Annotated in this window: 26 protein-coding genes and 1 rRNA gene; 17 read left to right on the forward strand and 10 right to left on the reverse strand. The window is 66.8% G+C overall.

Annotated elements, in window-relative coordinates; genetic code table 11:
* Positions 1-11: 11 nt before the first annotated feature.
* Positions 12-812 (reverse strand): SDR family oxidoreductase, encoded by an 801-nt coding sequence (locus NV1_RS07845; RefSeq protein ID WP_174557415.1) that lies wholly within the window; start codon positions 810-812, stop codon positions 12-14.
* Positions 813-883: 71 nt separating this feature from the next.
* On the reverse strand, positions 884-2,245 hold the full coding sequence (locus NV1_RS07850) for an acyl-CoA dehydrogenase family protein (protein ID WP_084525180.1): 1,362 nt from the start codon (positions 2,243-2,245) through the stop codon (positions 884-886).
* Positions 2,246-2,322: 77 nt separating this feature from the next.
* Between NV1_RS07850 and NV1_RS07855 the strand changes: the two genes are divergently transcribed.
* The 4 genes from NV1_RS07855 to NV1_RS07870 all read left to right on the forward strand — a co-directional run bounded on the left by NV1_RS07855 (position 2,323) and on the right by NV1_RS07870 (position 7,320).
* Positions 2,323-3,891: a FadD3 family acyl-CoA ligase gene (locus NV1_RS07855; protein ID WP_067887146.1), complete on the forward strand. Its 1,569-nt coding sequence runs from the start codon at positions 2,323-2,325 to the stop codon at positions 3,889-3,891.
* A 124-nt stretch (positions 3,892-4,015) separates the two neighbouring features.
* Entirely contained in the window at positions 4,016-5,221 is a 1,206-nt protein-coding gene (locus tag NV1_RS07860; RefSeq protein ID WP_067887149.1) for an acyl-CoA dehydrogenase family protein, read from the forward strand.
* A 28-nt stretch (positions 5,222-5,249) separates the two neighbouring features.
* Positions 5,250-6,236, forward strand: coding sequence for an acyl-CoA dehydrogenase family protein (locus NV1_RS07865; RefSeq protein ID WP_067887152.1), 987 nt, complete (start codon positions 5,250-5,252; stop codon positions 6,234-6,236).
* A gap of 34 nt (positions 6,237-6,270) precedes the next feature.
* Positions 6,271-7,320 carry an acyl-CoA dehydrogenase family protein gene (locus NV1_RS07870; RefSeq protein WP_067887156.1) on the forward strand — a complete coding sequence of 350 codons (1,050 nt, stop codon included), beginning with the start codon at positions 6,271-6,273 and terminating at the stop codon, positions 7,318-7,320.
* 128 nt (positions 7,321-7,448) lie between these two features.
* On the opposite strand, the gene NV1_RS07875 is transcribed toward NV1_RS07870, so the two are convergent.
* Complete coding sequence (locus tag NV1_RS07875) at positions 7,449-7,808, reverse strand: hypothetical protein (protein ID WP_067887158.1); 360 nt, start codon at positions 7,806-7,808, stop codon at positions 7,449-7,451.
* A gap of 653 nt (positions 7,809-8,461) precedes the next feature.
* Between NV1_RS07875 and NV1_RS07880 the strand changes: the two genes are divergently transcribed.
* The 4 genes from NV1_RS07880 (at position 8,462) to NV1_RS07895 (ending at position 11,916) form a co-directional block, all read left to right on the forward strand.
* Positions 8,462-8,920, forward strand: coding sequence for a MarR family winged helix-turn-helix transcriptional regulator (locus NV1_RS07880; protein ID WP_067887161.1), 459 nt, complete (start codon positions 8,462-8,464; stop codon positions 8,918-8,920).
* A gap of 27 nt (positions 8,921-8,947) precedes the next feature.
* Entirely contained in the window at positions 8,948-10,213 is a 1,266-nt protein-coding gene (locus NV1_RS07885; protein WP_084525182.1) for an MFS transporter, read from the forward strand.
* A 255-nt stretch (positions 10,214-10,468) separates the two neighbouring features.
* On the forward strand, positions 10,469-11,023 hold the full coding sequence (locus tag NV1_RS07890) for a DUF8020 domain-containing protein (protein ID WP_157116682.1): 555 nt from the start codon (positions 10,469-10,471) through the stop codon (positions 11,021-11,023).
* Positions 11,024-11,163: 140 nt separating this feature from the next.
* Positions 11,164-11,916, forward strand: coding sequence for a DUF427 domain-containing protein (locus NV1_RS07895; protein WP_067887167.1), 753 nt, complete (start codon positions 11,164-11,166; stop codon positions 11,914-11,916).
* 119 nt (positions 11,917-12,035) lie between these two features.
* On the opposite strand, the gene NV1_RS07900 is transcribed toward NV1_RS07895, so the two are convergent.
* Positions 12,036-12,461, reverse strand: a complete 426-nt coding sequence (locus NV1_RS07900) for a tautomerase family protein (protein ID WP_067887170.1) — start codon at positions 12,459-12,461, stop codon at positions 12,036-12,038.
* A gap of 37 nt (positions 12,462-12,498) precedes the next feature.
* Positions 12,499-13,200 carry an SDR family oxidoreductase gene (locus tag NV1_RS07905; protein ID WP_067887173.1) on the reverse strand — a complete coding sequence of 234 codons (702 nt, stop codon included), beginning with the start codon at positions 13,198-13,200 and terminating at the stop codon, positions 12,499-12,501.
* A 126-nt stretch (positions 13,201-13,326) separates the two neighbouring features.
* On the opposite strand from NV1_RS07905, the gene NV1_RS07910 reads away from it, so the two are divergent.
* Positions 13,327-13,959, forward strand: coding sequence for a TetR/AcrR family transcriptional regulator (locus NV1_RS07910; RefSeq protein WP_067887176.1), 633 nt, complete (start codon positions 13,327-13,329; stop codon positions 13,957-13,959).
* 252 nt (positions 13,960-14,211) lie between these two features.
* Here the strand turns inward: NV1_RS07910 and NV1_RS07915 are convergent, their stop codons facing one another.
* Positions 14,212-14,958 carry an SIR2 family NAD-dependent protein deacylase gene (locus NV1_RS07915; RefSeq protein WP_067887180.1) on the reverse strand — a complete coding sequence of 249 codons (747 nt, stop codon included), beginning with the start codon at positions 14,956-14,958 and terminating at the stop codon, positions 14,212-14,214.
* A gap of 121 nt (positions 14,959-15,079) precedes the next feature.
* On the opposite strand from NV1_RS07915, the gene NV1_RS07920 reads away from it, so the two are divergent.
* The 3 genes from NV1_RS07920 to NV1_RS07930 all read left to right on the forward strand — a co-directional run bounded on the left by NV1_RS07920 (position 15,080) and on the right by NV1_RS07930 (position 16,594).
* Positions 15,080-15,730 carry a TetR/AcrR family transcriptional regulator gene (locus NV1_RS07920; protein ID WP_067887283.1) on the forward strand — a complete coding sequence of 217 codons (651 nt, stop codon included), beginning with the start codon at positions 15,080-15,082 and terminating at the stop codon, positions 15,728-15,730.
* Between the two features lie 86 nt (positions 15,731-15,816).
* Entirely contained in the window at positions 15,817-16,224 is a 408-nt protein-coding gene (locus NV1_RS07925) for a cupin domain-containing protein (protein ID WP_067887285.1), read from the forward strand.
* A 109-nt stretch (positions 16,225-16,333) separates the two neighbouring features.
* Positions 16,334-16,594, forward strand: coding sequence for a hypothetical protein (locus NV1_RS07930; protein ID WP_157116684.1), 261 nt, complete (start codon positions 16,334-16,336; stop codon positions 16,592-16,594).
* Positions 16,595-16,618: 24 nt separating this feature from the next.
* On the opposite strand, the gene NV1_RS07935 is transcribed toward NV1_RS07930, so the two are convergent.
* The 3 genes from NV1_RS07935 to NV1_RS07945 form a co-directional block, all read right to left on the reverse strand.
* Positions 16,619-16,954 (reverse strand): EthD family reductase, encoded by a 336-nt coding sequence (locus NV1_RS07935; RefSeq protein WP_067886493.1) that lies wholly within the window; start codon positions 16,952-16,954, stop codon positions 16,619-16,621.
* Positions 16,955-17,246: 292 nt separating this feature from the next.
* A complete protein-coding gene (locus NV1_RS07940; protein ID WP_067887185.1) occupies positions 17,247-17,567 on the reverse strand; it encodes a hypothetical protein in 321 nt (106 codons plus the stop codon).
* Positions 17,567-18,841 carry a 3-ketosteroid-9-alpha-monooxygenase, oxygenase component gene (locus NV1_RS07945; RefSeq protein ID WP_084525184.1) on the reverse strand — a complete coding sequence of 425 codons (1,275 nt, stop codon included), beginning with the start codon at positions 18,839-18,841 and terminating at the stop codon, positions 17,567-17,569. Before NV1_RS07945 ends, NV1_RS07940 begins: the two co-directional genes overlap by 1 nt.
* Positions 18,842-19,067: 226 nt before the next feature.
* Between NV1_RS07945 and hsaA the strand changes: the two genes are divergently transcribed.
* The 5 genes from hsaA to NV1_RS07970 all read left to right on the forward strand — a co-directional run bounded on the left by hsaA (position 19,068) and on the right by NV1_RS07970 (position 23,671).
* Positions 19,068-20,237: a 3-hydroxy-9,10-secoandrosta-1,3,5(10)-triene-9,17-dione monooxygenase oxygenase subunit gene (gene hsaA / locus NV1_RS07950; RefSeq protein ID WP_067887189.1), complete on the forward strand. Its 1,170-nt coding sequence runs from the start codon at positions 19,068-19,070 to the stop codon at positions 20,235-20,237.
* Positions 20,237-21,142 (forward strand): 4,5:9,10-diseco-3-hydroxy-5,9,17-trioxoandrosta-1(10),2-diene-4-oate hydrolase, encoded by a 906-nt coding sequence (gene hsaD / locus NV1_RS07955; protein WP_067887192.1) that lies wholly within the window; start codon positions 20,237-20,239, stop codon positions 21,140-21,142. Before hsaA ends, hsaD begins: the two co-directional genes overlap by 1 nt.
* Before the next feature lie 67 nt (positions 21,143-21,209).
* The gene (gene hsaC, locus NV1_RS07960) at positions 21,210-22,112 is read left to right on the forward strand and encodes an iron-dependent extradiol dioxygenase HsaC (protein WP_157116690.1); all 903 of its coding nucleotides are present in this window, start codon (positions 21,210-21,212) and stop codon (positions 22,110-22,112) included.
* Positions 22,113-22,125: 13 nt separating this feature from the next.
* On the forward strand, positions 22,126-22,755 hold the full coding sequence (gene hsaB, locus NV1_RS07965; RefSeq protein WP_067887198.1) for a 3-hydroxy-9,10-secoandrosta-1,3,5(10)-triene-9,17-dione monooxygenase reductase subunit: 630 nt from the start codon (positions 22,126-22,128) through the stop codon (positions 22,753-22,755).
* Between the two features lie 205 nt (positions 22,756-22,960).
* Positions 22,961-23,671, forward strand: coding sequence for a DUF4253 domain-containing protein (locus NV1_RS07970; protein ID WP_067887200.1), 711 nt, complete (start codon positions 22,961-22,963; stop codon positions 23,669-23,671).
* A 67-nt stretch (positions 23,672-23,738) separates the two neighbouring features.
* Here NV1_RS07970 and rrf read toward each other — a convergent pair.
* Positions 23,739-23,855, reverse strand: a 5S ribosomal RNA gene (rrf, locus tag NV1_RS07975).
* Positions 23,856-23,927: the final 72 nt, after the last annotated feature.

A 23,927-nucleotide genomic window follows, 5' to 3' on the forward strand; every position in this document is an offset into this window, starting at 1 on the left:
GTCGTGCCGGGCTACGCCCGCTGGCTACTGACCGAGACCACCTCGCCGGTCATGTACGAGGTGTAGTCACTGGCGAGCATGGCGATGGTGGCGGCCACTTCCCAGGGTTCGGCGGCGCGACCGAAAGCTTCTCCGGCGGCCAGGCGATCCAGGAGTTCGGTGGAGGAAACCTTGTCCAGGAACGGGTGTCGGGCAATGCTCGGAGCCACGGCGTTGATGCGAACGCCCAGGTCCGCGGCTTCCACCGCACTGCAGCGGGTCAGGGCCATGACACCGGCCTTGGCGGCGGCGTAGTGGGCCTGACCGTGCTGGGCGCGCCAGCCCAGAACGCTGGCGTTGTTGACGATGACGCCGCCGTGCCCGGCCTCGCGGAAGTACTTCAGGGCCGCGCGAGTGCAACGGAACGTGCCGTTGAGGGTGATGTCCAGGACGCGGTCCCACTGCTCGTCGGTCATGTCGACGACCGGCGTCTCACCGCCCAATCCGGCGTTGTTGACCAGAATGTCGATGCGCCCCAACGCTTTCGCGGCCGCGGCGATCAGCTCGTCCACCTGCTCGGAACTGGTGACGTCGCAGACCGCCGAAGCCACCCGGCGCTGCGGATAGGCCGCGGCCAACTCCTCCTCGGTCTGCTTCAAACGCCGCTCGTGCCAGTCGGATACGACGACGTCGGCGCCTTCGTCGAGCATGCGGCGCGCGGTGGCCGATCCGATCCCGGTCCCCGCCGCGGCGGTGATCACCGCAATCCTCCCGGCCAGCAGCCCGTGTCCCGAAACCGGCTGCGGCGCAACAGAAAGATCCGTCACTGTGATTCCTCCAGGTCTGATCGGATCTTCACATCCGATCGGTCGATCCGGCCGGGTGCGGCCGGTCCGGTCAAGGGTCAGCGGGCCTCACGCGGGAGGCCGAGCACGCGTTCGGAGATGATGTTGCGCTGCACCTCGTTCGAACCGCCGTAGATGGTGTCCGCGCGGCTGAACAGGAACAGTCGCTGCCATTCGTTCAGGTCGTCCGCCGGCGGCCGACCGGCGGGCCCGGAGGCGGCAGCTTGCGTAACCACGGAAGGCCCCGGGAGGCCGCCCATCGGACTCTGCGCGATCAGGCCCGGGGCGCCGAGTACGTCCATGGCGAGTTCGCCGAGGTCGCGATGCCAGTTGGCCCACAACAACTTCGAGACCGACGCCTGTCCGGCTGCCGCCGCACTCGGGTCAGGCCTGGAGGCGGCAGCTTGCGTAACCACGGAAGGCCCCCGAGTGCCGCCGTTCGACACTGCGCGGGCGTCGACGTTCTCGTGCGCGGATGCCAAGGTGCGCAACGCATGTGCCCGCAGCACGCGCAGACCCACCCACGCCTGATCGATGCGTTCGGCGATCACCGGATTCTGCAACGCGCCGTTGTCGCGAGCGATCGCCTCCAGATCGGCCAGCTCCCGGGCGAACCGGATCTGTTGTCCGACAGTGGAAATGCCGCGCTCGAAGGTCAGGGTGCCCATGGCCACGCCCCAGCCCTTACCCGGCTCGCCGACCACGAGACTCGCCTCGGTGCGGGCGTCGTCGAAGAACACCTCGTTGAATTCGGCCGTGCCGGTGAGCTGGATGATCGGGCGCACCTCGACGCCGTCCTGCTTCATCGGCACCAGCAGATACGACAGGCCGTGATGCCGGCTCGATCCCGGTTCGGTGCGCGCGATGACGAAACACCAGTCCGCCAGATGCGCCAGCGAGGTCCAGATCTTCTGACCGTTGATCCGCCACTCGTCACCCTCGAGCCGCGCCGAGGTGGTCACCGCGGCCAGGTCGGAACCGGCCCCCGGCTCGGAATAACCCTGACACCATAGTTCGGTGACCGAGCGGATGCCGGGCAGGAAGCGCTGCTTCTGCTCCTCGGTGCCGAACGCCAGCAGCGTCGGCCCGAGCAGCTCCTCACCCAGATGCGACACGCGGCTGGGCGCATCGGCCTTGGCGTATTCCTCGTGGAAGATCACCTGCTGGCGCAGGGTCGCGTCGCGGCCGCCGTACTGTTCTGGCCAGCCCAGGCAGGTCCAACCGGCCGCGGCCAGGTGGCGGTCCCATTCGAGCCGCTCGTCGAACGCCTCGTGCTCGCGACCGGGCCCACCCAGTCCGCGCAGCTCGCGGAACTCGCCCTCGAGGTTCTCGACCAGCCATTCGCGCACGTCGGCGCGGAACTTCAGATCCGCGGAGGTATCGCTACCGGCCGCGGCATCGGGGGTCTGGATCACACTCACTCCGGTAGAGTAACCTACCAAGCACTTGCTTTGTAGACCGACAGTTTCGAAACGCGGCTCGCCGCGGGAGGACGCCCGTGACCACCCTTTCGCAGACCACCCCCCGGGCCCTGCACGATGCGGCGCGCGCCTACGGCGACGCACCGGCCGTCCACGACGGCGAGGTGCAGCTGAGCTGGATCCAGCTGCTCGACCAGGTCCAAGAGGTCGCGGGCGCGCTGATCGCCCGCGGCGTGCGGCGCGGCGACCGCATCTCGATCTGGGCCCCGAACACGTATCACTGGGTCGTCGCCGCGCTCGCCTCGCATTACACCGGCGCGGCGCTGGTCCCGCTGAACACCCGGTACGTCGCCGATGAGGCCATCGATGTGCTCGAGCGGGTGCACGCCAAGGCGCTGTTCATCTCGGGCCCATTCCTCGGGCGCGATCGGCTGGCCGAATTGCGAACTGCGGCACCGGATCTGGATATCGAGACGATCATCGTTATGCCGGTGGAACCCGCCGAGTGGAGTTCGGAAGGCACGGGCTCGGATACGGCGGTGCTGCCCTGGTCCGAACTGGCCGCGGTATCGGCGGGAGTCTCCCGCGAGGACGTCCTCGCGCGCGGGGAATCGGTTGATCCCGAGGATATTTCGGACATCCTGTTCACCTCGGGCACCACCGGTCGCAGCAAGGGCACCCTCGTCGCGCACCGGCAGGCGCTGAGCGTGGTCCGCGCGTGGGTGGCGTGCTCGACGTTGCACAGCGAGGACCGATACCTGGTCATTCCGCCGTTCTTCCACAACTTCGGTTACAAGGCCGCGATGCTCGCCTGTCTGGTGACCGGCGCGACCATCGTGCCGCAGGCGAGTTTCGATGTGCCGCAGGCGATGCGGATGGTGCACGAGTTGCGGATCACCGTGCTGACCGGTCCCCCGACGATCTACCAGACCATCCTGGACCACCCCGCCCGCGCGGATTTCGACCTGAGCAGCCTGCGGGTCGCGGTCACCGGCGCGGCGACCGTTCCGGTGGTGCTGATCGAAAGAATGCGCGGCGAACTGGAATTCGACGTCGTGGTCACCGCTTACGGGCTGTCCGAATCCGCCGGATTCGGCACCATGTGCCGGCCCGACGACGACGCGGAGACGGTCGCCAACACCTCCGGCGGCCCGATCGCGGACTTCGAGGTGCGCATAGGCGACCAGGGCGAAGTTCTGCTGCGCGGGCCCAACGTCATGCTGGGCTACCTGGACGATCCCGAGAACACCGCCAAGACCATCGATTCCGGGGGCTGGCTGCACACCGGCGATGTCGGCGTCCTCGACGAGCGCGGCTATCTGAAGATCACCGACCGGCTCAAGGACCTCTACATCAGCGGCGGATTCAATGTCTATCCCGCCGAGGTCGAACAGGTCCTGGCCCGCTTGGACGGCGTCGCGGACTCCGCGGTGATCGGCGCGCCGGACGAGCGCATGGGTGAAGTCGGCAAGGCGTTCATCGTGCGGCGTCCGGGCTCGACGCTCACCGCCGAGGACGTGATCGCGCACGCGAAGCAGACGCTCGCCAATTTCAAGGTCCCGCGCTATGTGGAGTTCCGCGACGAACTGCCCTACAGCGCGGCCGGGAAAGTGCTCAAACGGCAACTACGCGAAGAGAAATCGTGACCGGTCGATGAAGACCACCGCCACCGTACCCACCGAGTCCGATCGCGGCGCTCGCGAGCCCTTCGTGGTTACCCGAGCCGCCGCCGGACCTGACGCGAGCACCGCAGAGAACAGGGCGAATTAGATGGATCTCGAACTCGATTCCGCCGCAGAGCAATTCCAGCTGGAGGTGCGTGAATTCCTGCGCGCCAACGTCCCGGCGACGCCACTGCCGTCGATGGACACCGAGGAGGGCTTCGAGGCGCACCGGCGCTGGGAGGCCACCCTGGCCCAGGCCCGGCTCTCGGTGGTCGCCTGGCCGCGCGAATACGGCGGACGCGATGTCTCCCTGCTGGAATGGGTTCTGTTCGAGCAGGAGTACTACGCGGCCGGTGCGCCCGGACGCGTCAGCCAGAATGGGATCTTCCTGCTCGCACCGACGTTGTTCGAACACGGCACGCCCGAGCAGCTCGCCCGGATCCTGCCGAGAATGGCTCGGGGAGAAGATATCTGGGCGCAGGCATGGTCCGAGCCCGAGGCGGGCAGCGATCTGGCCGGTATCCGGTCCAGCGCCAGACGCGCCGAGGGCGGCTGGGTGCTCAACGGGCAGAAGACCTGGAGTTCACGAGCCTCCTTCGCGGACTGGGGATTCGGGCTGTTCCGCAGCGATCCCGAGGCGGGGTCCGATTCGGGGGGTGCGGGTCCCTCCGTGGTTACGCAAGCTGCCGCCTCCGGGCCTGACCGCACCCCCCGGGGACGTCATCGCGGGCTGACCTACGTGATGTTCCCGCTGTCCGCGGACGGGGTCACCGTGCGGCCGATCCCGCAGCTCGACGGCGAACCCGGCTTCGCGGAGATCTTCCTGGACAACGTCTTCGTGCCCGACCGCGACGTCATCGGTGAGCCGAACGACGGCTGGCGCGTCGCGATGGCGACCTCCAGCAATGAGCGCGGACTGTCGCTGCGCAGTCCGGGCCGGTTCAGCGCTACTGCCGAACGGCTCATCGAACTGTGGCGTTCGAATACCGACGCGAGCGACACCGCGTCGCGAAATCGCGTGGTGGACGCCTGGATCGGGGCCGAGGCGTATCGGCTCAACACCTTCGCGACCGTCACCCGGCTGTCCGAGGGCGGCAAGCTCGGCGCGGAATCCTCGGTCAACAAGGTGTTCTGGTCCGACCTGGACATCGCCATGCACGAGACGGCCCTGGAACTGCTCGGCCCCGCCGCCGAACAGGAGAGCGCCTGGACCGATGGTTACCTGTTCTCCCTCGCGGGCCCGATCTACGCGGGCACCAACGAGATTCAGCGCAACATCATCGCCGAACGCCTGCTCGGCCTGCCCCGCTGAACTCGCCCGACCCCGATTGGACCGATCGATGAGATTTGCACTTTCTCCCGAACAGCGCGACTTCGCCGACAGTCTGCGCAAGATGAGCGATGCGGCCGGAACGCCCGGCATCATCCGCGCCTGGGGCGGCGGCGACCAGCACGGCGGGCGCGGACTGATCCGCCAGCTCGCCGGCGCGGGCGCCCTCGGCCTGGCGATCGACGAGGCGTACGACGGTATGGGCGCGGAGACGATCGACTCCGTGGTCGCCTTCACCGAATTCGGCCGCGCCGCCGTGCCCGGCCCGCTGGTGGAGACCGCTGCCGCGATACCCGCACTGCTGCAAGCGCTTCCGGACAGCGTGCCGGCCGGACGCTGGCTCGGCGCGTTCGCCGAGGGAAGCTCCCTGGGCACCCTCGCGCTGTCCCCCGATCAGCCCGCGGTGGATGCCGATGCCGCCGAGGTGATCCTGCTCGTCGACGGCGACCGGCTGTACACCGCGCGACGCACGGCGAGCATCCGGTCCGTCGACCGGGCCCGCCGGTTGTTCTCCGTCTCTCCCGACGAGCTTCTCGCCGAAGGTGATTCGGTGCGCGCGGCGGCCGCGACGGCATTCGACGCCGGTGTCCTGGCGACCGCCGCGGTGCTGCTCGGCGCGGGCCGGGCACTGCTGGATACCAGCGTCGCGTACGTCAAGCAGCGGCATCAGTTCGGCAAGCCGATCGGCCAATACCAGGCGATCAAACACCACCTAGCCAATGCCCTGATCGGCCTCGAAATGGCCCAGCCGCTGCTGTATCGCGCCGCCCTCGAACCCAACTCCCGCGACATCTCGGCGGCCAAGATCGCCTGCGCCGACGCCGCCTACCGCACCGCGCGCATCGCCCTGCAGGTCCACGGCGCGATCGGCTATACCGCCGAATTCGACCTGTCGCTATGGCTCGCCAAGGTTACCGCGTTGCAATCTGCTTGGGGCACAGTCGATTTCCATCGTTCGCGAGTGGCCGCCGCCCTGCGCGATCCGGATGCCGCATGAGCGTCTCCCCCGCCGAGAACACAGGAGGAACACCGTGAGCAGCACGGCCGAACTGCAGGAACTGGTGAGCACCGTGCGCGCGGTGCTGACCAAGCACGGTGATCGCGCTGTGCTGCGCCGGGCGATCGACAGTGAGGCCGGTTACGACCCGGCGCTGTGGGCGCTGCTGTGTGAGCAGGTCGGGGTGGCCGCGCTGGCCGTTCCGGAGGAGTACGGCGGGATCGGGGCCGGCTTGGTCGAGGCGCTCACGGTGGTCGAGGAACTCGGCCGCACTCTGCACACGCCGCCGATGCTCGGCTCCGCGGTGCTGGGCGTGCAGGCGCTGTTGCTCGCGGGCGATACCGAGGCGTGCGAGCGGCTGTTGCCCGACGTCGCCGAGGGCGCCCGCACACTCGGGGTCTGCTGGGCGAGCGCGGCGGGCTGGGATGAGCCTGGAGTTCGCGTCGAAGACGGAAAGCTCACCGGCACAGCACATTACGTACTCGACGGCGAGACCGCCGACACCCTGATCGTGGTCACCTCCGACGGCCTGTACGAAATCGACGCCGCCGCAACCGAACTCACCCGCACCGCCGCACCGGTGATGGACCCGACCCGCCGCCTGACCGAGATCACCTTCACCGCCGCACCCGCGCACGCTCTGGGCGGCGATGCGGCTGCGATCACTCGCTTGCGCGAAATCGCCTGGGCCGCAATCGCGGCCGAACAGGTCGGCGCTGCCGATGCCTGCTTGCAGATGACGGTCGAATACAGCAAGTCCCGGGTGCAGTTCGGCCGCCCGATCGGCAGTTTCCAGGCTCTCAAGCACCGTATGGCCGATATGTACGTGCTGGTGGAATCGGCCCGGTCGGTCGCCTACGCCGTCATCGCGGATCTCGCCGAGGGCGCCGCCGATCCGCTGGACATCGCGGCCGCCCGCATCCACTGCTCGCACGCCTTCTCCGCGATCGTCGGCGAGACCGTGCAGATGCACGGCGGCATAGCCATCACCTGGGAGCACGAGGCGCACCTGTATTTCAAGCGCGCCCACGGTGACGCCCAATTGTTCGGTCATCCCGCGCGTCCCCTGGCCCGCCCGGTCTAGTCCGGACCCGAGACGAGGGGTGGACCCGCGGGTCCACCCCTCGTTCGTTCGAGAGAAGCTGCCGTCCGCATCAGCGGCAGGATGAGGCTGCGGGGCCGCTCTTCACCACGGACCCCGGCTCCTGCGCATCAGGCTTGCGGCTGGGCCCCGCGCGTCGTCACGGCGCGGGTCTTTCCGGGTGTGGCGCCGTCGAGATCCCGTCGCGTGGCATCGATCTCACGCCGCGACCGGCGCAGCTCGCGGCGGGTCGCCCAGTGGCGGCGGGTCGTGGTCAGGGTCCCCACCAGCAGCAGCGCCACACCGATCGCGGCGACCGCGCCGACGACGATGCCCGCGGCGAACACCTCGCCGGCCGAGCCGGTGTAGTGCTGGTTGAAGATGTTGAAATCTGTTGTCAGAAGATGACTTTGGCCGATGTTTCCGGTCACTGCCGCGACTCCGGCGACCACGGCAGCAATCAATACGATCAATCCGACGAGTGCAATCATGGTGTATCCCAACGTTGTTGGTTGCAATGAATTCGCAATTCCCGAGCATCCCGCGTTCAAACAAGGTGCGCCGATCGAGCTGTGCGGCACACTCACCCCACCGATCGCGACGCCAGGCGTCACGCAGGACGGCGAGCGGGTGAAACACGGGTCTCACCTGGGTGAACCAGCCGGACCGGGGAGGCGCCGCACCGACGTGCGGACAATCAACCCGGACCTGAGCCCGGGTGTATCGCCCACTGGACACCACGACCAGCCTTCGCCGGCTGCCGCACACGAGGTGCCGATCGCGCCCTCGCCGAACGGTCGCCGCCCCCGCGCCCGCGTCCACCCGATCCCCATATCCCGGAGGCCCGAACCGCGGGCCTCGAGCCTTGAAATCCCGAACCGTCGGGTTGCCCGCCCGAGCACCGAGCACCGAGCACCGAGCACCGAGCACCGAGCACCGAGCACCGAGCACCGAGCACCGAGCACCGAGCACCGAGCACCGAGCACCGAGCACCGAGCACCGAGCACCGAGCACCGAGCACCGAGCACCGAGCAGGGTATATGCAGCCCAGGAGGGGGAGCGACACCGCGCCAGTGGGTGAACTCACAGCATTTTGCATAGCCAACCTATGTACATAGATAGTTAGCCTATGTAATTTAGTACTGTGCAGTTGAACCAGGCAGTCGAATCCGAATCCCCCGCCCGCCGGGAGGAGCACACGGTCGACATCGTGGTCGCCGTGGCGCAGCTGACCCGGCTGGCCCGCGCGCTCCGCAAGGACGATCTACCGCACGCGATGCTGCGTGCGCTCTCGGTCCTGGACGAGCGGGGCGCCCTGCGGGTCAGCGAGTTCGCCCGGATCGACGGCTGTTCACAGCCGACGGCAACGGCGCTGATCGGCAGGATGGCGAAAGCCGGATTGGTCAGCCGCACAGCAGATCCCGGCGACTCCAGAGCAGTGGTCGTCGCGCTGACGCCGGCGGGACGCGACCGATTGGCCGTGTCCCGCCGCGCGATCGGCACCGCCCTCACGGCACGATTGCCCGGCTTCGACGCGGCCCGGCTCGCCCACCTGCGCGGCGAGCTCGACGAGCTGCTCGAGGCCCTGAAATCGGCCGCGTAACAAGCAGATCACCCAGGAGCGTCTCTGATGAGCAGCACTGTGTCTCCGCGCGCCGACACCGCCGCCGCACCGGACACCACCCACCCCACCCGGGCGAAACAGCCCAAATCCGTCTGGGCCGTCGCGTTCGCCTCGGTCATCGCCTTCATGGGCATCGGCCTGGTCGATCCGATCTTGAAACCGATCGGCGAACAGCTGCACGCATCCACCTCGCAGGTGACGTTGCTGTTCACCAGCTACATGCTGGTGACCGGCGTGGCCATGCTGATCACGGGCATGGTGTCCAGTCGCTTCGGCGCGAAGAAGACCCTGCTGGCGGGCCTGGCGATCATCGTCGTATTCGCCGCGCTGGCCGGTAGTTCCAGCACCGTCGGGCAGATCGTGGGCTTCCGCGCCGGCTGGGGCCTGGGCAACGCGCTGTTCATCGCGACCGCACTGGCCACCATCGTGGGCGCGGCGACCGGCGGGGTCGCCCGCGCGATCATCCTCTACGAGGCCGCCCTGGGCATCGGCATCGCGGCCGGGCCGCTGGTGGGCGGCGTACTCGGCGGGATCAGCTGGCGCGCACCGTTCTTCGGCGTCTCGGTGCTGATGGCCGTGGCCTTCATCGCCATCGTCGCCCTGCTCCCACAGGCAACGAAACCGGCACGGCACACCTCGATCACCGCGCCCTTCAAGGCATTACGGCACCGCGGCCTGCTGCTGGTGAGCATCACCGCGCTGCTGTACAACTACGGCTTCTTCACCCTGCTCGCCTACACCCCGTTCCCGCTGAACATGGGCACCTACTCGATCGGGTTCATCTTCTTCGGCTGGGGTCTGATGCTCGCGCTGGCCTCGGTATTCCTCGCGCCGAAACTGCAACGCCGGTTCGGCACCGTGCCGATGATCGCGCTGGCGCTGACCTCGTTCGCCGCGGATCTCGCGGTGATGGCGATCTTCGCCGACCAGAGGGTCGTGCTGATCGTCGGCACCGTCCTGGCCGGACTGTTCCTGGGCGTGAACAACACCCTCATCACCGAGGCCGTGATGATCTCGGCGCCGGTGGAGCGTTCGACCGCCTCGGCCGCGTACAGCTTCGTCCGGTTCGTCGGCGGCGCCGCGGCGCCCTACCTGGCCGGCAAGCTCGGCGAGGAACATATGGCCCTGCCGTTCTGGGTCGGCGCGGCATGCACCGCGGTCGGTGTGATCGTTCTATTGGCCGGACGTTCGCACCTGGCCCACGTGGACGATCACGATCCCGAGCCGCACAGCGTCGAGGAAGCGCAGGCGATCAGCGCCGGGGAGGATTGATCGCGGTTTATTCGTGAGGTGCGAATCCGTGGGCCGCTCCGAGCCGGAGCGGCCCACAGCGAATTCATGGCACATTTGCGACAACTGCCGGAAGGGAACGTCGATTGCCCGGTCCCTGATTCGGACATCGTGTGATCACCAATTTACATGCGGCCGATTTCCACATAGTGTGAGCGCAATGTCGAACGGGGCGTTGTTTTTTCGACGCTCTCTTTCGCCATGACCCGACACTATTGCGCTGATGAAGGAATCCTCGTGTCAGTTTCGATCCAGACCCTCGGCCGCAGCGTGGCCCTCGCCGTCCTCACCGCGGGCGCGGTGATCATCGGTTCCAGCACCTCGGGCGCAGCCCCGGTCAAGCAGCCGCAGAACGTCGAGACCCAGCTGGTCTCCGCCACGAACGACACCTCGGCGCACACCATCACCGCGACGCTCCCCACGGGCCGTTTCGTCAACAACGCGACCACCCACACGATCGACATCACCGATGCCGCGGGTAAGACCACCGAGTCCATCCCGATGACCCTGAAGGGCAAGGCCGTTCCGGTCGCGGCCACCATCAGCAACAACGGCCGCTCGATGACCCTGAAGCAGATCGGCTTCACCGACACCGGCAACCAGCTCATCAACCAGTGGGTCTGGGGCGTGCAGCACGGCGGCGCGGTCGGCGCGATCATCGGCTGCCTGCTGGGCTTCTGGTTCTTCGTCCTGCCCGGTTGCGCGCTCGGCGCGGCCATCGGCGGCGCGATCGGCAGCCCGAACAACGCCCAGATCAACGCCACCTTCTTCCGCCTGATCACCGGTAACTGATCCGGTAGCTCGCGGCGCGGCCGTCGCGGCATCTCCACTCGAGATGCCGCGGCGGCCGTTCTCGTTTCCGCGCGAGCCGGCCGCCGAACCGCCGCCGAGACCCCGGAGAACGTCACCTCGCGGGCGTACCTTGGGCGGGTATGAGCGAGACGAATCGGGGCCGGGTCAGGATCGAGCCCGGACACAAGCGTGTGCGCGCCTACGCCGCCGGCCGGCTCATCGCCGACACCATTCATCCCACCCTGGTCTGGGAGAGTCCGTACTACCCCGCCTACTACGTGCCGCTCAGCGATGTGCGCGCCGAGTTGAAGGCAACCGGCCGAACTCGGCACTCCCCCAGCCGCGGCGAGGGGCAGGTGCACGATGCCGTCGTCGACGGCATCGTCAAATCCGCTGCGGCACTACGCTATCCGGATTCTCCGATCCCGGAACTGCGGGATCTGGTCCGCCTCGAGTGGAATGCGATGGACGAATGGTTCGAGGAGGACGAACCGGTCTATTTCCACCCGCGCAACCCCTACACCCGCGTGGACATCCTGAGCAGTTCCCGGCACGTGCGGGTCGTCGTGGACGGGGTCACCGTGGCCGATTCGCACTGTCCGCACATCCTGTTCGAGACCGGCCTCCCGCCGCGCTACTACCTGCCCCTCACCGACACCCGCCAGGACCTGCTCACCCCCTCGGACACGCAGACCCATTGCCCTTACAAGGGCACCGCCGGTTATTTCGATCTCGAAATCGACGGTACCGAGCACAAAGACCTGGTCTGGATCTACCGAACCCCGCTGCCGGAAAGCCAGAAAATAACCGGCCTGGCCTGCTTCTACAACGAGAAAGTCGACATCTACCTCGACGGTGAACTCCAACCCCGCCCGAAGTCGCCCTTCGCCTGAACGAACCCGGGCCTCCAGCTACCGGGCACGACGGCCGAGCGGGCCGTCCGAGTGAAACCGAAACGCACGACGCGGCGGCGGCATCGCGCTGGATGCCGCCGACCGTTCCGGGTCGTGGATCAGGCTTCCGGTATCGGTGAATTCGCCGCCGCCCATGCCTTTTCGTTATCGCTGCCCGCCGCGGGCGGCCACAGACCCTCGATCATCCACAGATCGCGCGAACTCTCCTCGATATGAAATTCCCAGTGCAGCCCACGTTCTCGGGTGTACGGGAGAGTGATCGCATTGACGCCCTCGGTCATTCGCTTTCGCCGCTGCGGATCATCGATATGCCGAGCCAGATGCGCAACGACGATACGCACGGTGTCCGACGACGGAACGCCGCCGACGAAGAAGTCGGACTCCGCCAGTTCGTGGAATTGGACGACCACGTAGAACGCGGGCAGACCGACGTCGGTGTAATACCTGGTGATATCGGCGGCGAAATCGCGCTTGTCCTGCTCGGAGTAGACGCCGACGGGATGGTGGATGTGCCACAGCGGCATGGTTCGAATCCTTACGGTCGGAAGGGTCCGGCGGCATTCAGCCACCGATCGGCAGTGCGAGGTTTTCCACGGGACCGGAGAGCGCGGCCTTGACGCGCCTGCTCAGGTCGTCGACCGGCACCTCGTCCTCACCCCTCTCCAGGCCGTCCGCAACGGCCTGGGCAACGTGCCGAGGACTGAGCTTCTCGCCCCGCATCGTCTTGACCATGTCCGTATCGGCGAATCCCAGATGCACACCGACCACCTGGGTGTGCTGCGCGGCCAGTTCGGTACGCAGCGAATTGGTCAGCGACCAGAACGCCGCCTTGGACGCGCCGTAGGCCGCCGCGCCGGACCCCCAGGACAGCACCGAGTGGATGTCCACCAGCGCGCCGCCACCATTGGCCGCCAGGATCGGCGCGAACGCCTGCGCGATCCGCAGCGGCCCGAAGACGTTGGTATCGAAAGTCGCTGCGACATCAGCGATCTCGGCGGTGAGCAATGGGGACGGGCGCACGACCCCGGCGTTGTTGATCACGATGTTCACCTCGCTCGCCCGCGCTGCCACAGCCGCGACGGAATCCTGATCGGTGACCTCGAGCGCGAGCGGCACGATGCGGGGATCCGCGGCCTCGACCGGATGACGCGCCGTGACATAGACCTTCCGCGCGGCACGGTGTAGCAGTTCCTCGGCGAATGCGCGGCCCAAGCCGCGCTGACCGCCGGTCACCAGCACAGTAGCCCCTTCGATCCTGGTCATGAGGTGTCCTTCCGGTGTGGTTCGGGTGCGATGAGACCGCACCCACTATGATTTAGATTATTGCCATCATCTATTCTGATGCGCAAGACTGGTGAGGCGATACACAGACCACGGAAAGGGGACGCCATGCCGCGATCATCGCGAGCGCAGGCCGAGACACACCGCCGCGAGGTCCTGGACGCGGCCTCGGCACTGGTGCGCCGCGACGGGATCGACGGCGTGACGGTGCCGGAGGTGATGGCCGCGGCGGGACTCACCCACGGCGGTTTCTACCGGCACTTCCGATCCAAGGAAGACCTTGTGGCGCAAGCGTGTTCGGCCGCCTGCGCGGAGAAGGAACGCGAACGAACGGATCTGCTCGAAGCCGGTCCCGACGAATACGCCGCACGCCGCGCCTTCCTCGAGCGCTATCTGTCTCCCACTCATCGCGACACCCCCGCACAGGGCTGCGCCATCGCCGCCCTGGCCGGCGACGTGGCCCGCACCGACGTCGGCAGCCCCCTACGCGCGGCATATCTCGAGGGCCTGCGGCAGATGATCGACGGCCTCGGTCGCATGAATCCGACTGCATCCGAAGACAATCGGGATGTCCTGATCGAAATCGCCGTCATGGCGGGCGCGGTGATGCTCGCCCGAGCCGCCGCGGGCGACGACCTGTCCGAGCAGATCCTCACCGCGGCCCGCGACTTCCTCGTCACCGGCCGACCCGCCGACCCCGCCCCGACCCGCCCTTCGCCTGAAACCGGCCCCGCACGCTGACACAGCGGCCCATCGGCCGAACAGATCGTCGCGACCACGGCACCATGGGCCACCACCGGTGAGCGCGCGCAGTCGGCTACGACCCACGACGAGTTCATCGAGCTCACCCCGGCGCACTACGTGCACGATCTGCTGGTGGAGAAGCTGCATGTGTGGGGTCGTGGTCGGGGACAACTTCACCTTCGGCGAGAAGGCCGCGGGCACCGTGGCGACCATGCGGGAGCTCGGCGCCATCGAAGCCGACCTGCTCGCCTACGACTCGGGGCGGGTGAGCAGGTCGGCGACCAGGTGCGGCAGGGCGGTGCCGATGGGTTCGTGAATGACCTCGGTGGCCATGAGGTCGTACGGGGTGGGCTCGGCGTTGACGATGATCAGGGCCGCGCCGTGTTCCACGGCGATGGCGCAGAGCGAGGCGGCGGGCTCGACCTGGAGCGAAGTACCCACGGCCAGAAAGATTTCCGAGGTTTCGGCGACCAGCTGGGCGGTGAGCATACTGCGCAGATTCAATTGCTGGCCGAACATGATGACCGCGGCCTTGAGGATGCCGCCGCATTCGGGGCACGGCGGATCCGGCTCACCGGCGGCCACCCGTTCAAGGGTGGCGGACATCGTCGTGCGGAAATCGCAGACGGTGCATTCCACCTCGAACATGTTGCCGTGGATTTCCACCACCGATTCCGGTGGCGATCCGGCGCGTTGATGCAGTCGATCGATGTTCTGGGTGATGATGCCGACCGTGCGCGCCTGCGCCAGGCGGACCAGCGCGCGATGCGCCGGATTGGGCCGCGCCTGCCAGGCCGGATTGTCCCGCCGCGCGATCCAGGCACGTTCGCGCAGTTCGGGATCGGCCAGGTAGTTGTCGTAGGTGGAGAGCAATTCCGCGATCGGATCCTCGGTCCACACCCCACGCGGTCCGCGAAAATCCGGAATTCCGGAATCGGTCGAAATTCCCGCGCCGGTCAGTACCCCGACCGAGCCGCCACGCCGCCGCCAGCTCATACCAGACACACTAATCCGTGAATCGGACGCACGGCGGCCGAAACTACCCGGCTCCCGCCGAGCTACCAGCACGAATCCGGAGTTTGATACGGTCGTGTATCCATTGGAGCGGGAGGTGGCGATGTCCGTGCAGGCCGACGAGACCGGCGCGTCGACACCGCGCGCGCCCCGGGTGACCAAACGGCGGGCCGAAACTCGGCAGCGACTGCTGGATGCCGCCTTCGAGGCATTCGCGCAGGAGGGTTTCGGCCGCTGCACCGTCGAGCAGATCTGCGAGCGGGCCGGATATACCCGCGGGGCGTTCTACTCGAATTTCACCTCGCTCGAGGAGTTGTTCCTGGCGATGTGGGAGCAGCGGTCGGCGAATATGCTGCGCGAATTGTCCGCGGTCCTCGACGAGGTCGCGGAAGTGGACGACCTGCACGCCGGAGTCGAACGGGTCCTGCATGCGATTCCGCTGGACGACAAATGGTTTCGCATCACCTATGAATTCACCGCGCATACGCTGCGCAATCCCGCGCTGCGGCGCGTGATGGCCGCGCGCGAGGAGGCGATCGTCGCCGCGCTGCTGCCGGTATGGGAAGCTCTGCTCGACCGCGCCGGCCGTACGGTGACCGATCCGCGGGCCCTGGGCCGCGCCCTGGTCGCCGTCCACGACGGCACCGGGATCCAATGCCTGCTGGAACCGGACAGCAAAACCGCCCATGCCCAGCGCATCGACCTGTTCACCCACGTCGCCCTGGCCTACAGCCGGCCACGCGAGATCGGCTGACCCACCGCGGCCGATTCGCATTCGTGCCCACCACCCAGCACGATCGTCTCGATGGACCGCATCCGCCAGCCCAGGAGGCACGCACCGTGACCGACCGCCCCGAACTCGCCCGCGCCCTCGACCTGCAGCCCCACCCCGAGGGCGGCTGGTTCCGCGAAACCTACCGCAGCCCAGTGGAATTCACCCCCGACGAATACGAAGGGCCACGCTCGGCCGCGACCGCGATCCACTTCCTGCTGCTACCGCACGAACACTCCGCCCCGCATACGGTCCGCTCGGACGAGATCTGGCTGTGGCAGCGCGGCGGCCCGCTGCTGCTGAACATCGGCGGCGACGAGATCACCCTGGGGCCGGATGTCGAAGGCGGACAACTGCTCCAGGCCGTCGTCCCCGGCGGCGTCAGCCAGTCCGCAAGGCCCGCCACCGACGAGTATGCACTGGTCAGCTGCATCGTCGCCCCCGGATTCGACTTCGCCGACTTCCGCCTCGACTGAACGACGAACGCGGACACCCGCATTCCCGGGGCACCGCAAATCGGGTCGTTCCAGGACGCGTTCCCCGCCCTACGGTTCTCATATCCCATGGATCGATAGGAGAATCACAGTGTCCATGAAACGTTTCGCACTCGGCGCCGCGATCGCGGGCGCGGCCGTGCTGGCACTGGGCACAAGCCCGGCCTTCGCGACGATCCCGGTGCAGCCCGCGACGCCAGTCGACACGCAGTCCGGACGAACGGTCTCCAACCTGCCCTCGACGGGGTCGGCGTCGTTGCTGCCCACGGGGTCCCAGGACCTCCTGATGTTCTTCACCCCGTGCGACTTCACCAAGCCACCGGGGTGCCCGGGTCCGGGAAGCTGGGGCTAGGTTCTGTCTCGAAGTGCCTCGTGGCTATGCCTCGTCGAGCTGGAGGACCATGCTGCGGATAGTCGCATAGCGGCTGAGGTGTTCCCGCACATCGGCGGCGCACTGCCGCCCGAGCTCTGACTCGAACGCCGCGACGAGGGTGGCCATGTCATCCCAATCCAGCATTCCCACGATGTAGTACGGCTCGCCGACTACGGGCATCGCGTCGCGGCTGACGGTGTAGCGACGCAGGCCCGGCAGCTTGTTGGCGAGCGGGATATGTACATCCCAGTAGTGGTGTTCGAAGGCCTCGATGTCGGAGGGGGTTTCGTACATGACCAGGAATCGGGCCGCAGGCTTGGGCGGCGTCGGTGCGCTCATCGGTCGGTCTCCTCGGGTGCTTGGGGGTCCAGCCGCGTTGTTCGACCGGATCCATAGTTCCGACGAACGACACCCCACCAGATCGACAGCTCGGCATGGAATTGTGAAACCCGTGCCCACAGGCTGCGAGCGTTTCCAGCCTCGCCCCTTGCGCATCGGTCAGGTCCGCCCGCCCCATGGCTCACTTCGAGACAGAACCTAGCCGTATCCCTCGAGCATCACACCGCGGATAAGAGGACGCACCCCGTCCGAATATTCGGACAGGGTGCGTTCCGGCACAACAGCTCTGCCGCTACTCCCCGACGGGGATGATTCCCTCGTCCACGGCGTGCGCGATTGCGCGATGCAGGTTCGGGCACCCCTCGGGACGCCCGGGCCCACCGGCCAATTCCTGGAACACCGGGCAGTGGTCGGCCGGATTCACCGTCCACTGCACCGAGGTCTGTTGCGAACTGGACTTGCGCACAAGGACTTTCGTCCCACACGTCAGACAGGCGACCGGGACCATCCCGTCCTCGAGGTAGCGCTGCTTGTCCGCGACCGTCTGGGCGCGCACCTGCGCCCGCCGCTCCGGACGGTCCGCGAAGTCCGGTGCTTTCGCCCAGGTGGTCATCAGACTCCCGCCTCCGCGGCGGCCGCCTCATCGGATTCCCGTTTGCGGCGCAGGTTTTCGGCGACCTCCGCCTCCCACGCCTCGTTCGCCTTGGTCGTGTCGACCTCGAACTCGAAACGCTGGGTGCTCTTGGGATCGACATCGGCGACGTCGACGTAGAACTGGTCGTACCAGCGGCGCAGCTGATAGACCGGCCCGTCCTCCTCGCACAGCAGCGGATTCTCGATCTTGGACTTGTGCTTCCAGATCTCCACATCCTGCAGGAAGCCGACGCCGATGCCCTCGGTCATCTTCTCGGCCAGCTTCTTGGAGGACTCCTCGTCCAGGCCCTTGGGCTTCTGCACCGTGATGCCGTACTGCAGCACGAACGAATCCTGCGACACCGGATAGTGGCAGTTGATCAGGACGCTCTTGACCTCGAACCCGCCGTAGAAGTTGTGCAGCGGATTGATCATGTAGGAGGGTCCGTAGTACGCGGCCACCGACTTGAGCAGCGAATCACCGTACTGCGAGCCCATACCCACGTCCGGACGCGACTTGGTCTCCAGGAACTGCGAGGCCACATGCCCTTCGAAGACGTTCTTGAAGAACGTCGGATATGCGAAGTGGATGTAGAAGAAGTGCGCCATATCGACCACGTTGTCGATGATCTCGCGACAGTTGGCGCCCTCGATCAGCATCGAGTGCCAGGTCCACTCGGTCCAGCCGTCGTCGATGGTCTCGGCCGGATTGCCGTCGGCGTCGGTGTAGGGACCCTCGATGTGCGGGATGGTGACATCTTCGGGCGGCGGGTTGCCCTCGTGGTCGTGCCAGACGAACAACTGACCGTTGCGCTCGAGCGTCGTCCAGGAACGAGTCCGGGCCAACGGAGGCACCCGGCGGCCGTACGGAATTTCCGTGCAGCGGCCGTTGCCACCCCAGCGCCAGTCGTGGAACGGGCATGCGACCGAATCGCCCTTGATCTCGCCCATGCTCAGGTCTCCGCCCATGTGCCGGCAGTACGCGTCCAGCACCTGCAGCTCGCCGTTGCTGTCGGCGAAGATCACCAGTTTGGTGCCGAACACCGAGATGGCGTGCGGCTTGCCGTCCCGGAACGGTGCGGCCAAGCCGAGGCAATGCCATCCCCGCGCAAACCGGGTGGGCGCGGTGCCGACATCGATCTCGCGGACCTTACCGCCCCGCTGCGCTGGACTTGCGGCCGAGCGGGGCCCTTCGTGGTTACGCAGGCTGCCGCCTCCGGGCCCGTCGCTCGACCGCGATGGGGTTCCTGCCATTGCGATCCCTCCTCTACGATTACTAGAACACGTTACAAAATTGTCCGGCCGTGCGCCAGTTATTCCCGCGACGACCAGGCACGGGCCACCCGGCACCCTCGGCGAACACCCGTTCTCGACATGAACAAGAACGTGTTCTAGTCTCAGAGTTAGCATCAGTCCCGGGGACACATCAGCCCCGGGATGAAGGATCACCGCACCGATCGAGCCAGGAGCAGCCACCGAGATGACGCAAGAAGTGACCGAACGGGTCGAAGCGCTGTTGCCGAAGCTGCGCGAACAGGCGCAGGAGGCAGAGGATCTGCGCCGCATCCCCGACGAGACCATGAAGGCGCTACAGGAAACCGGTTTCTTCAAGCTGCTACAGCCGCGCCAGTGGGGCGGGTACGCGTGCGATCCGGTCGTCTTCTACGACACCGTGCGCAAGATCGCCAGCGCCTGCGGCTCCACCGGCTGGGTCTCGGGCATCATCGGCGTGCACAACTGGCATCTGGCGCTGTTCAGCCAGCAGACCCAGGAAGAGGTCTGGGGCGAGGACACGTCGGTGCGCATCTCCTCCTCCTACGCCCCCATGGGCGCGGGCGTGGTCACCGAGAGCGGCGACGGCTACATCGTCAACGGCTCCTGGGCGTGGTCCTCGGGCAGCGACCACGCCAGCTGGACCTTCGTCGGCGGCCCGGTGATCAAGGACGGCAAACCGGTCGACTTCGGCAGCTTCCTGGTGCCGCGCACCGACTACCGCATCGATGACGTGTGGAATGTGGTGGGCCTCAAGGGAACCGGCTCCAACACCCTGGTGCTGGAGAACGTCTTCGTGCCGCGGCACCGCTTCCTGAGCTACAAGAGCATGAACGACCTGACCGCGCCGGGCCTGCGGGAGAACACCGACCCCGTCTACAAGATGCCTTGGGGCACAATCCATCCCACCACCATCTCCACGCCGATCGTCGGCATGGCCTACGGCGCGCTCGAGGCGCACGTCGAACACCAGGGCAAGCGCCTGCGCGCCGCCTACGCCGGCGAGAAGGCCAAGGACGACCCGTTCGCCAAGGTCCGGATCGCCGAGGCCGCCAGCGATATCGACGCCGCGTGGCGTCAGCTCTCGGGCAACGTCGCCGACGAGTACAAGCTGCTGGTCGCGGGCGAGGAGATCCCGTTCGACCTGCGGGTGGCCGCCCGCCGCGACCAGGTCCGCGCCACCGGCCGCGCGATCGCCTCGATCGACAAGATGTTCGAGAGTTCCGGTGCCACCGCGCTCGCGAACGGCACTCCACTGCAACGGTTCTGGCGGGACGCACACGCCGGACGGGTGCACGCGGCCAACGATCCCGAACGCGCCTACACGATGTACGGCACGCACGCGTTCGGCATGCCGGTCACCGACGGGATGGTGTGATGACCACGGTTTCGGAGATCACCTTCGAGTCCACCTCCCGCTACGCCCAGGTTCGGCCGGATCTGAAGCTGCATTATCACGAGGCGGGCGTGGGCTTCGGGAGCGAAGCGACCAATGGAAACCGCCCCACGATCGTTTTACTTCACGGCGGCGGTCCGGGCGCGTCGTCCTGGGCCAATTTCGCGCGCAACATTCCCGTGCTGGCTCAGGATTTCCACGTGCTGGCCGTGGATCAGCCCGGATTCGGCCTGTCCGACAAGCCGACCGAGCATCCGCAGTATTTCGTGCACAGCGCCTCGGCGCTGAAGGATCTGCTCGATACCCTCGAAATCACCGACCGGGTGCACATTCTCGGCAACTCGCTCGGCGGCGGCGCGGCGGTGCGTTTCGCACTCGACTATCCTGATCGCGCGGGCAAACTCGTGCTGATGGGGCCGGGCGGAGTGAGCACCAACCTGTTCGCGCCCGACCCCACCGAGGGCGTCAAGGCGCTGAGCACCTTCGTCGGCGAACCGACTCGGGAGAACATCGAGAAGTTCATCCGGATCATGGTTTTCGATCAGAAGCTGGTCACCCCGGAACTGATCGACGAACGGTTCGAACTCGCCCGTACCCCGGAGTCGCTGAACGCCATGCGCGCGATGGGCAAATCCTTCGCCTCGGCCGATTACGAGAAGGGCATGCTCTGGCGCGACGCCTACAAGCTGCGCCAGCCCGTGCTGCTGATCTGGGGACGCGAGGACCGGGTCAACCCGCTCGACGGCGCACTGGTGGCGGTCAAGTCCATTCCGCGGGTACAACTTCATGTGTTCGGTGGCTGCGGCCACTGGGCTCAGGCGGAGAAGTTCAACGAATTCAACCGTCTGACAACCGACTTCCTGCTCGGCCTGAAGGAGGCACGATGACACCCCATGGCGAAGCCCGTCATCGCGCCGACCGGGCGCGGGTGTCCCGCATGTCACAGGAGAGGTGATAATGAGTATTCGCGCGCTCGGATACATGCGCATCGAGGCCACGGATATGGCGGCCTGGCGCGAGTACGGGCTCAAGGTGCTCGGCATGATGGAGGGCGAGGGCCCGAATCCCGACGCCCTCTATCTGCGCATGGACGACTTCCCCGCCCGGCTGGTCATCGTGCCCGGCGAGAAGGACCGGCTGCAGGTCTCCGGCTGGGAGGTCACCGACGCCCCTGCGCTGCAACGTCTTCGGGAGACGTTGTCCAAGGCGGGAGTGGCGTTCACCGAGGCCACCAAGGAAGAACTCACCGACCGCCGCGTCGAGGGCATGATCCGGTTCCAGGACCCCTCGGACAACACGCTCGAGGCGTTCTACGGCGCGCAGTACCTGGCCCGCCGGTTCGTCAGCCCGTACGGGCACAAATTCGTCACCGCCGAACAGGGCCTCGGACACGTCGTGCTGACCTGCACCGATGATGCCGCGGCGCAGGCTTTCTACCAGGATGTGCTGGGCTTCCGGCTGCGCGATTCGATGCGGCTGCCCCCGCAGGTGGTCGGGCGTCCCGCCGACGGCGATCCGGCCTGGCTGCGGTTCTACGGCTGCAATCCGCGCCATCACGCGCTGGCCTTCCTGCCGCTGCCGAATCCGACCGGCATCGTGCATCTCATGGTCGAGGTGGAGAACTCCGACGACGTCGGGTTGTGCCTGGATCGCGCGATGCGCAAGAAGGTCAAGATGTCCGCCACGCTAGGTCGGCACATCAACGACAAGATGCTGTCGTTCTACATGAAAACTCCCGGCGGTTTCGACATCGAATACGGTTGCGAGGGACTGGAAGTCGACGATCACTCCTGGATCGCGCGGGAATCCACCGCGGTGAGCCTGTGGGGGCACGACTTCTCGGTGGGATTCAAGTAGAGGGCCGCGAAGCATGACCACGAGTGAGCAACCCGTCATCGACCCGCGCCAGTTCCGAAATGTGCTGGGGCAGTTCTGCACCGGCATCACCGTGATCACCACCTTCGGGGATGCGGTGCGAGCGACGGGCAACGGTGCGTCCGGCGGACCCGAAGAAGGCAGCCACCGCGCGGCGCCGATCGGCTTCGCGTGCCAGTCCTTCGCCGCGTTGTCGCTCGATCCGCCATTGGTGTTGTTCTGCCCCACCAAGGAGTCCCGCTCCTGGAAGGCGATCGAGCGCAACGGCAATTTCTGCGTCAACATGCTCGCCGAGGAACAGCAGCCCGTCTGCGCCCGCTTCGGCTCCCGCGAACCAGATAAATTCGCCGGAATCGACTGGCACACGACGGAACTGAACCTTCCGGCCCTGGACGGCGCGTTGGCCACGATCCAGTGCACAGTGGACAACGTGCTCGACGGCGGCGATCACTACGTCGTGATCGGCCGAGTACAGGCCCTGTCGGAGTCCACCGACTCCGGCAGGCCGCTGCTTTTCTACCGAGGTCAGTACACCGCCATCGAACCGGAGAAGACCACTCCGGCCCCCTGGCGCGCCGACCTCGAACACTTCCTCACCACAACCACTCTCGACACCTGGTTGTAGTTATCCGACGCGACATGGGCGGTATCGGTACGTACCGATGCCGCCCATGTCGCGTCCGTGCCGATGCCGGAATCACCCCATCTGAACTGCACATATCCCTCACCTTGAAGATGCGTTCCGAAATCGATGCGTGTCGGTGCCCAGGCATAGCTTCACCGGACAGATCCGATCGACTTGCCAACGGACTTCAGGGGGTTCATCCGTCATGTGTGTCAAGAATTCGTTCAATACCTTGCCCGCGGGCTTTCCCCCCGGACACGTCGTCTCCGCCGAGGGCGGGCGCGGCCGACCGGTCATGTGGGTGTCCGAGCAGGCCGGCCCCGCGATCCTGAGGTGGTGGGAGCCGATGTTCGACGACCATCCCCAGACCGGTCTGTATCCTCTGCTACTCGACGAAACCATCGATATCGCCCTGCTGGGCACCGCCCCGACCGCCGACGTCATCGAAAGCGTCCCGGGCGATCAGCTCATCCGCGAGTACTTCGACTTCTCGGGCAACGGATGGCCCGGATTCGCGCCAGCGCACCGATTGGCCGTACATCCCGGATACGCCGCGGCCCGCCTGGCCGCCGAGGGAGCCGATACAGCCCGGCTCGCACTGGTTCCCAGCGTCCGCAGCGCGGATACCCCAGCGCTGATCGGTTGGACCGGCGCGATGGATTACACCTGGGACGTCGAGAAGATCTCCGCGGTGTTGCGCACCTGGGAGGACAGGTTCGGCATCCGGGTGGTCCGGCTCGGCGGCACCACCCTGGAGCTGTCTGTGGCCGCACCGCCGTCGACCATCACCGAGGCCCGCCGAATCACCCTGGAGCACGCGGGATTCTGCCCGAGTATCTGGCAAGAAGAAGTCGCGCTGAACAGCTATGCGGCCGGCCTCGTCAAACGCCCGGCCTGGCGATTCCAATGGGCGTGATCCCGCCCGGCCTCCCCTGAAAATAGGAAAGGCCCCCAGCTGTTGCTGGGGGCCTTCCACACAATTGTTCCGGCGGTGTCCTACTCTCCCACACCCTGTCGAGTGCAGTACCATCGGCGCAGGTGGCCTTAGCTTCCGGGTTCGGAATGGGACCGGGCGTTTCCCCACCGCTATAGCCGCCGTAACACTATGAAACTATCCACAGAGAGCCACCGAACCATCCACCCCACACAAGGGGTCTCCAGCTCCGTGTCTT

This window comes from Nocardia vaccinii NBRC 15922 (assembly GCF_001613305.1).
In the GTDB taxonomy this organism is placed as follows: Bacteria; Actinomycetota; Actinomycetes; order Mycobacteriales; family Mycobacteriaceae; genus Nocardia; species Nocardia vaccinii.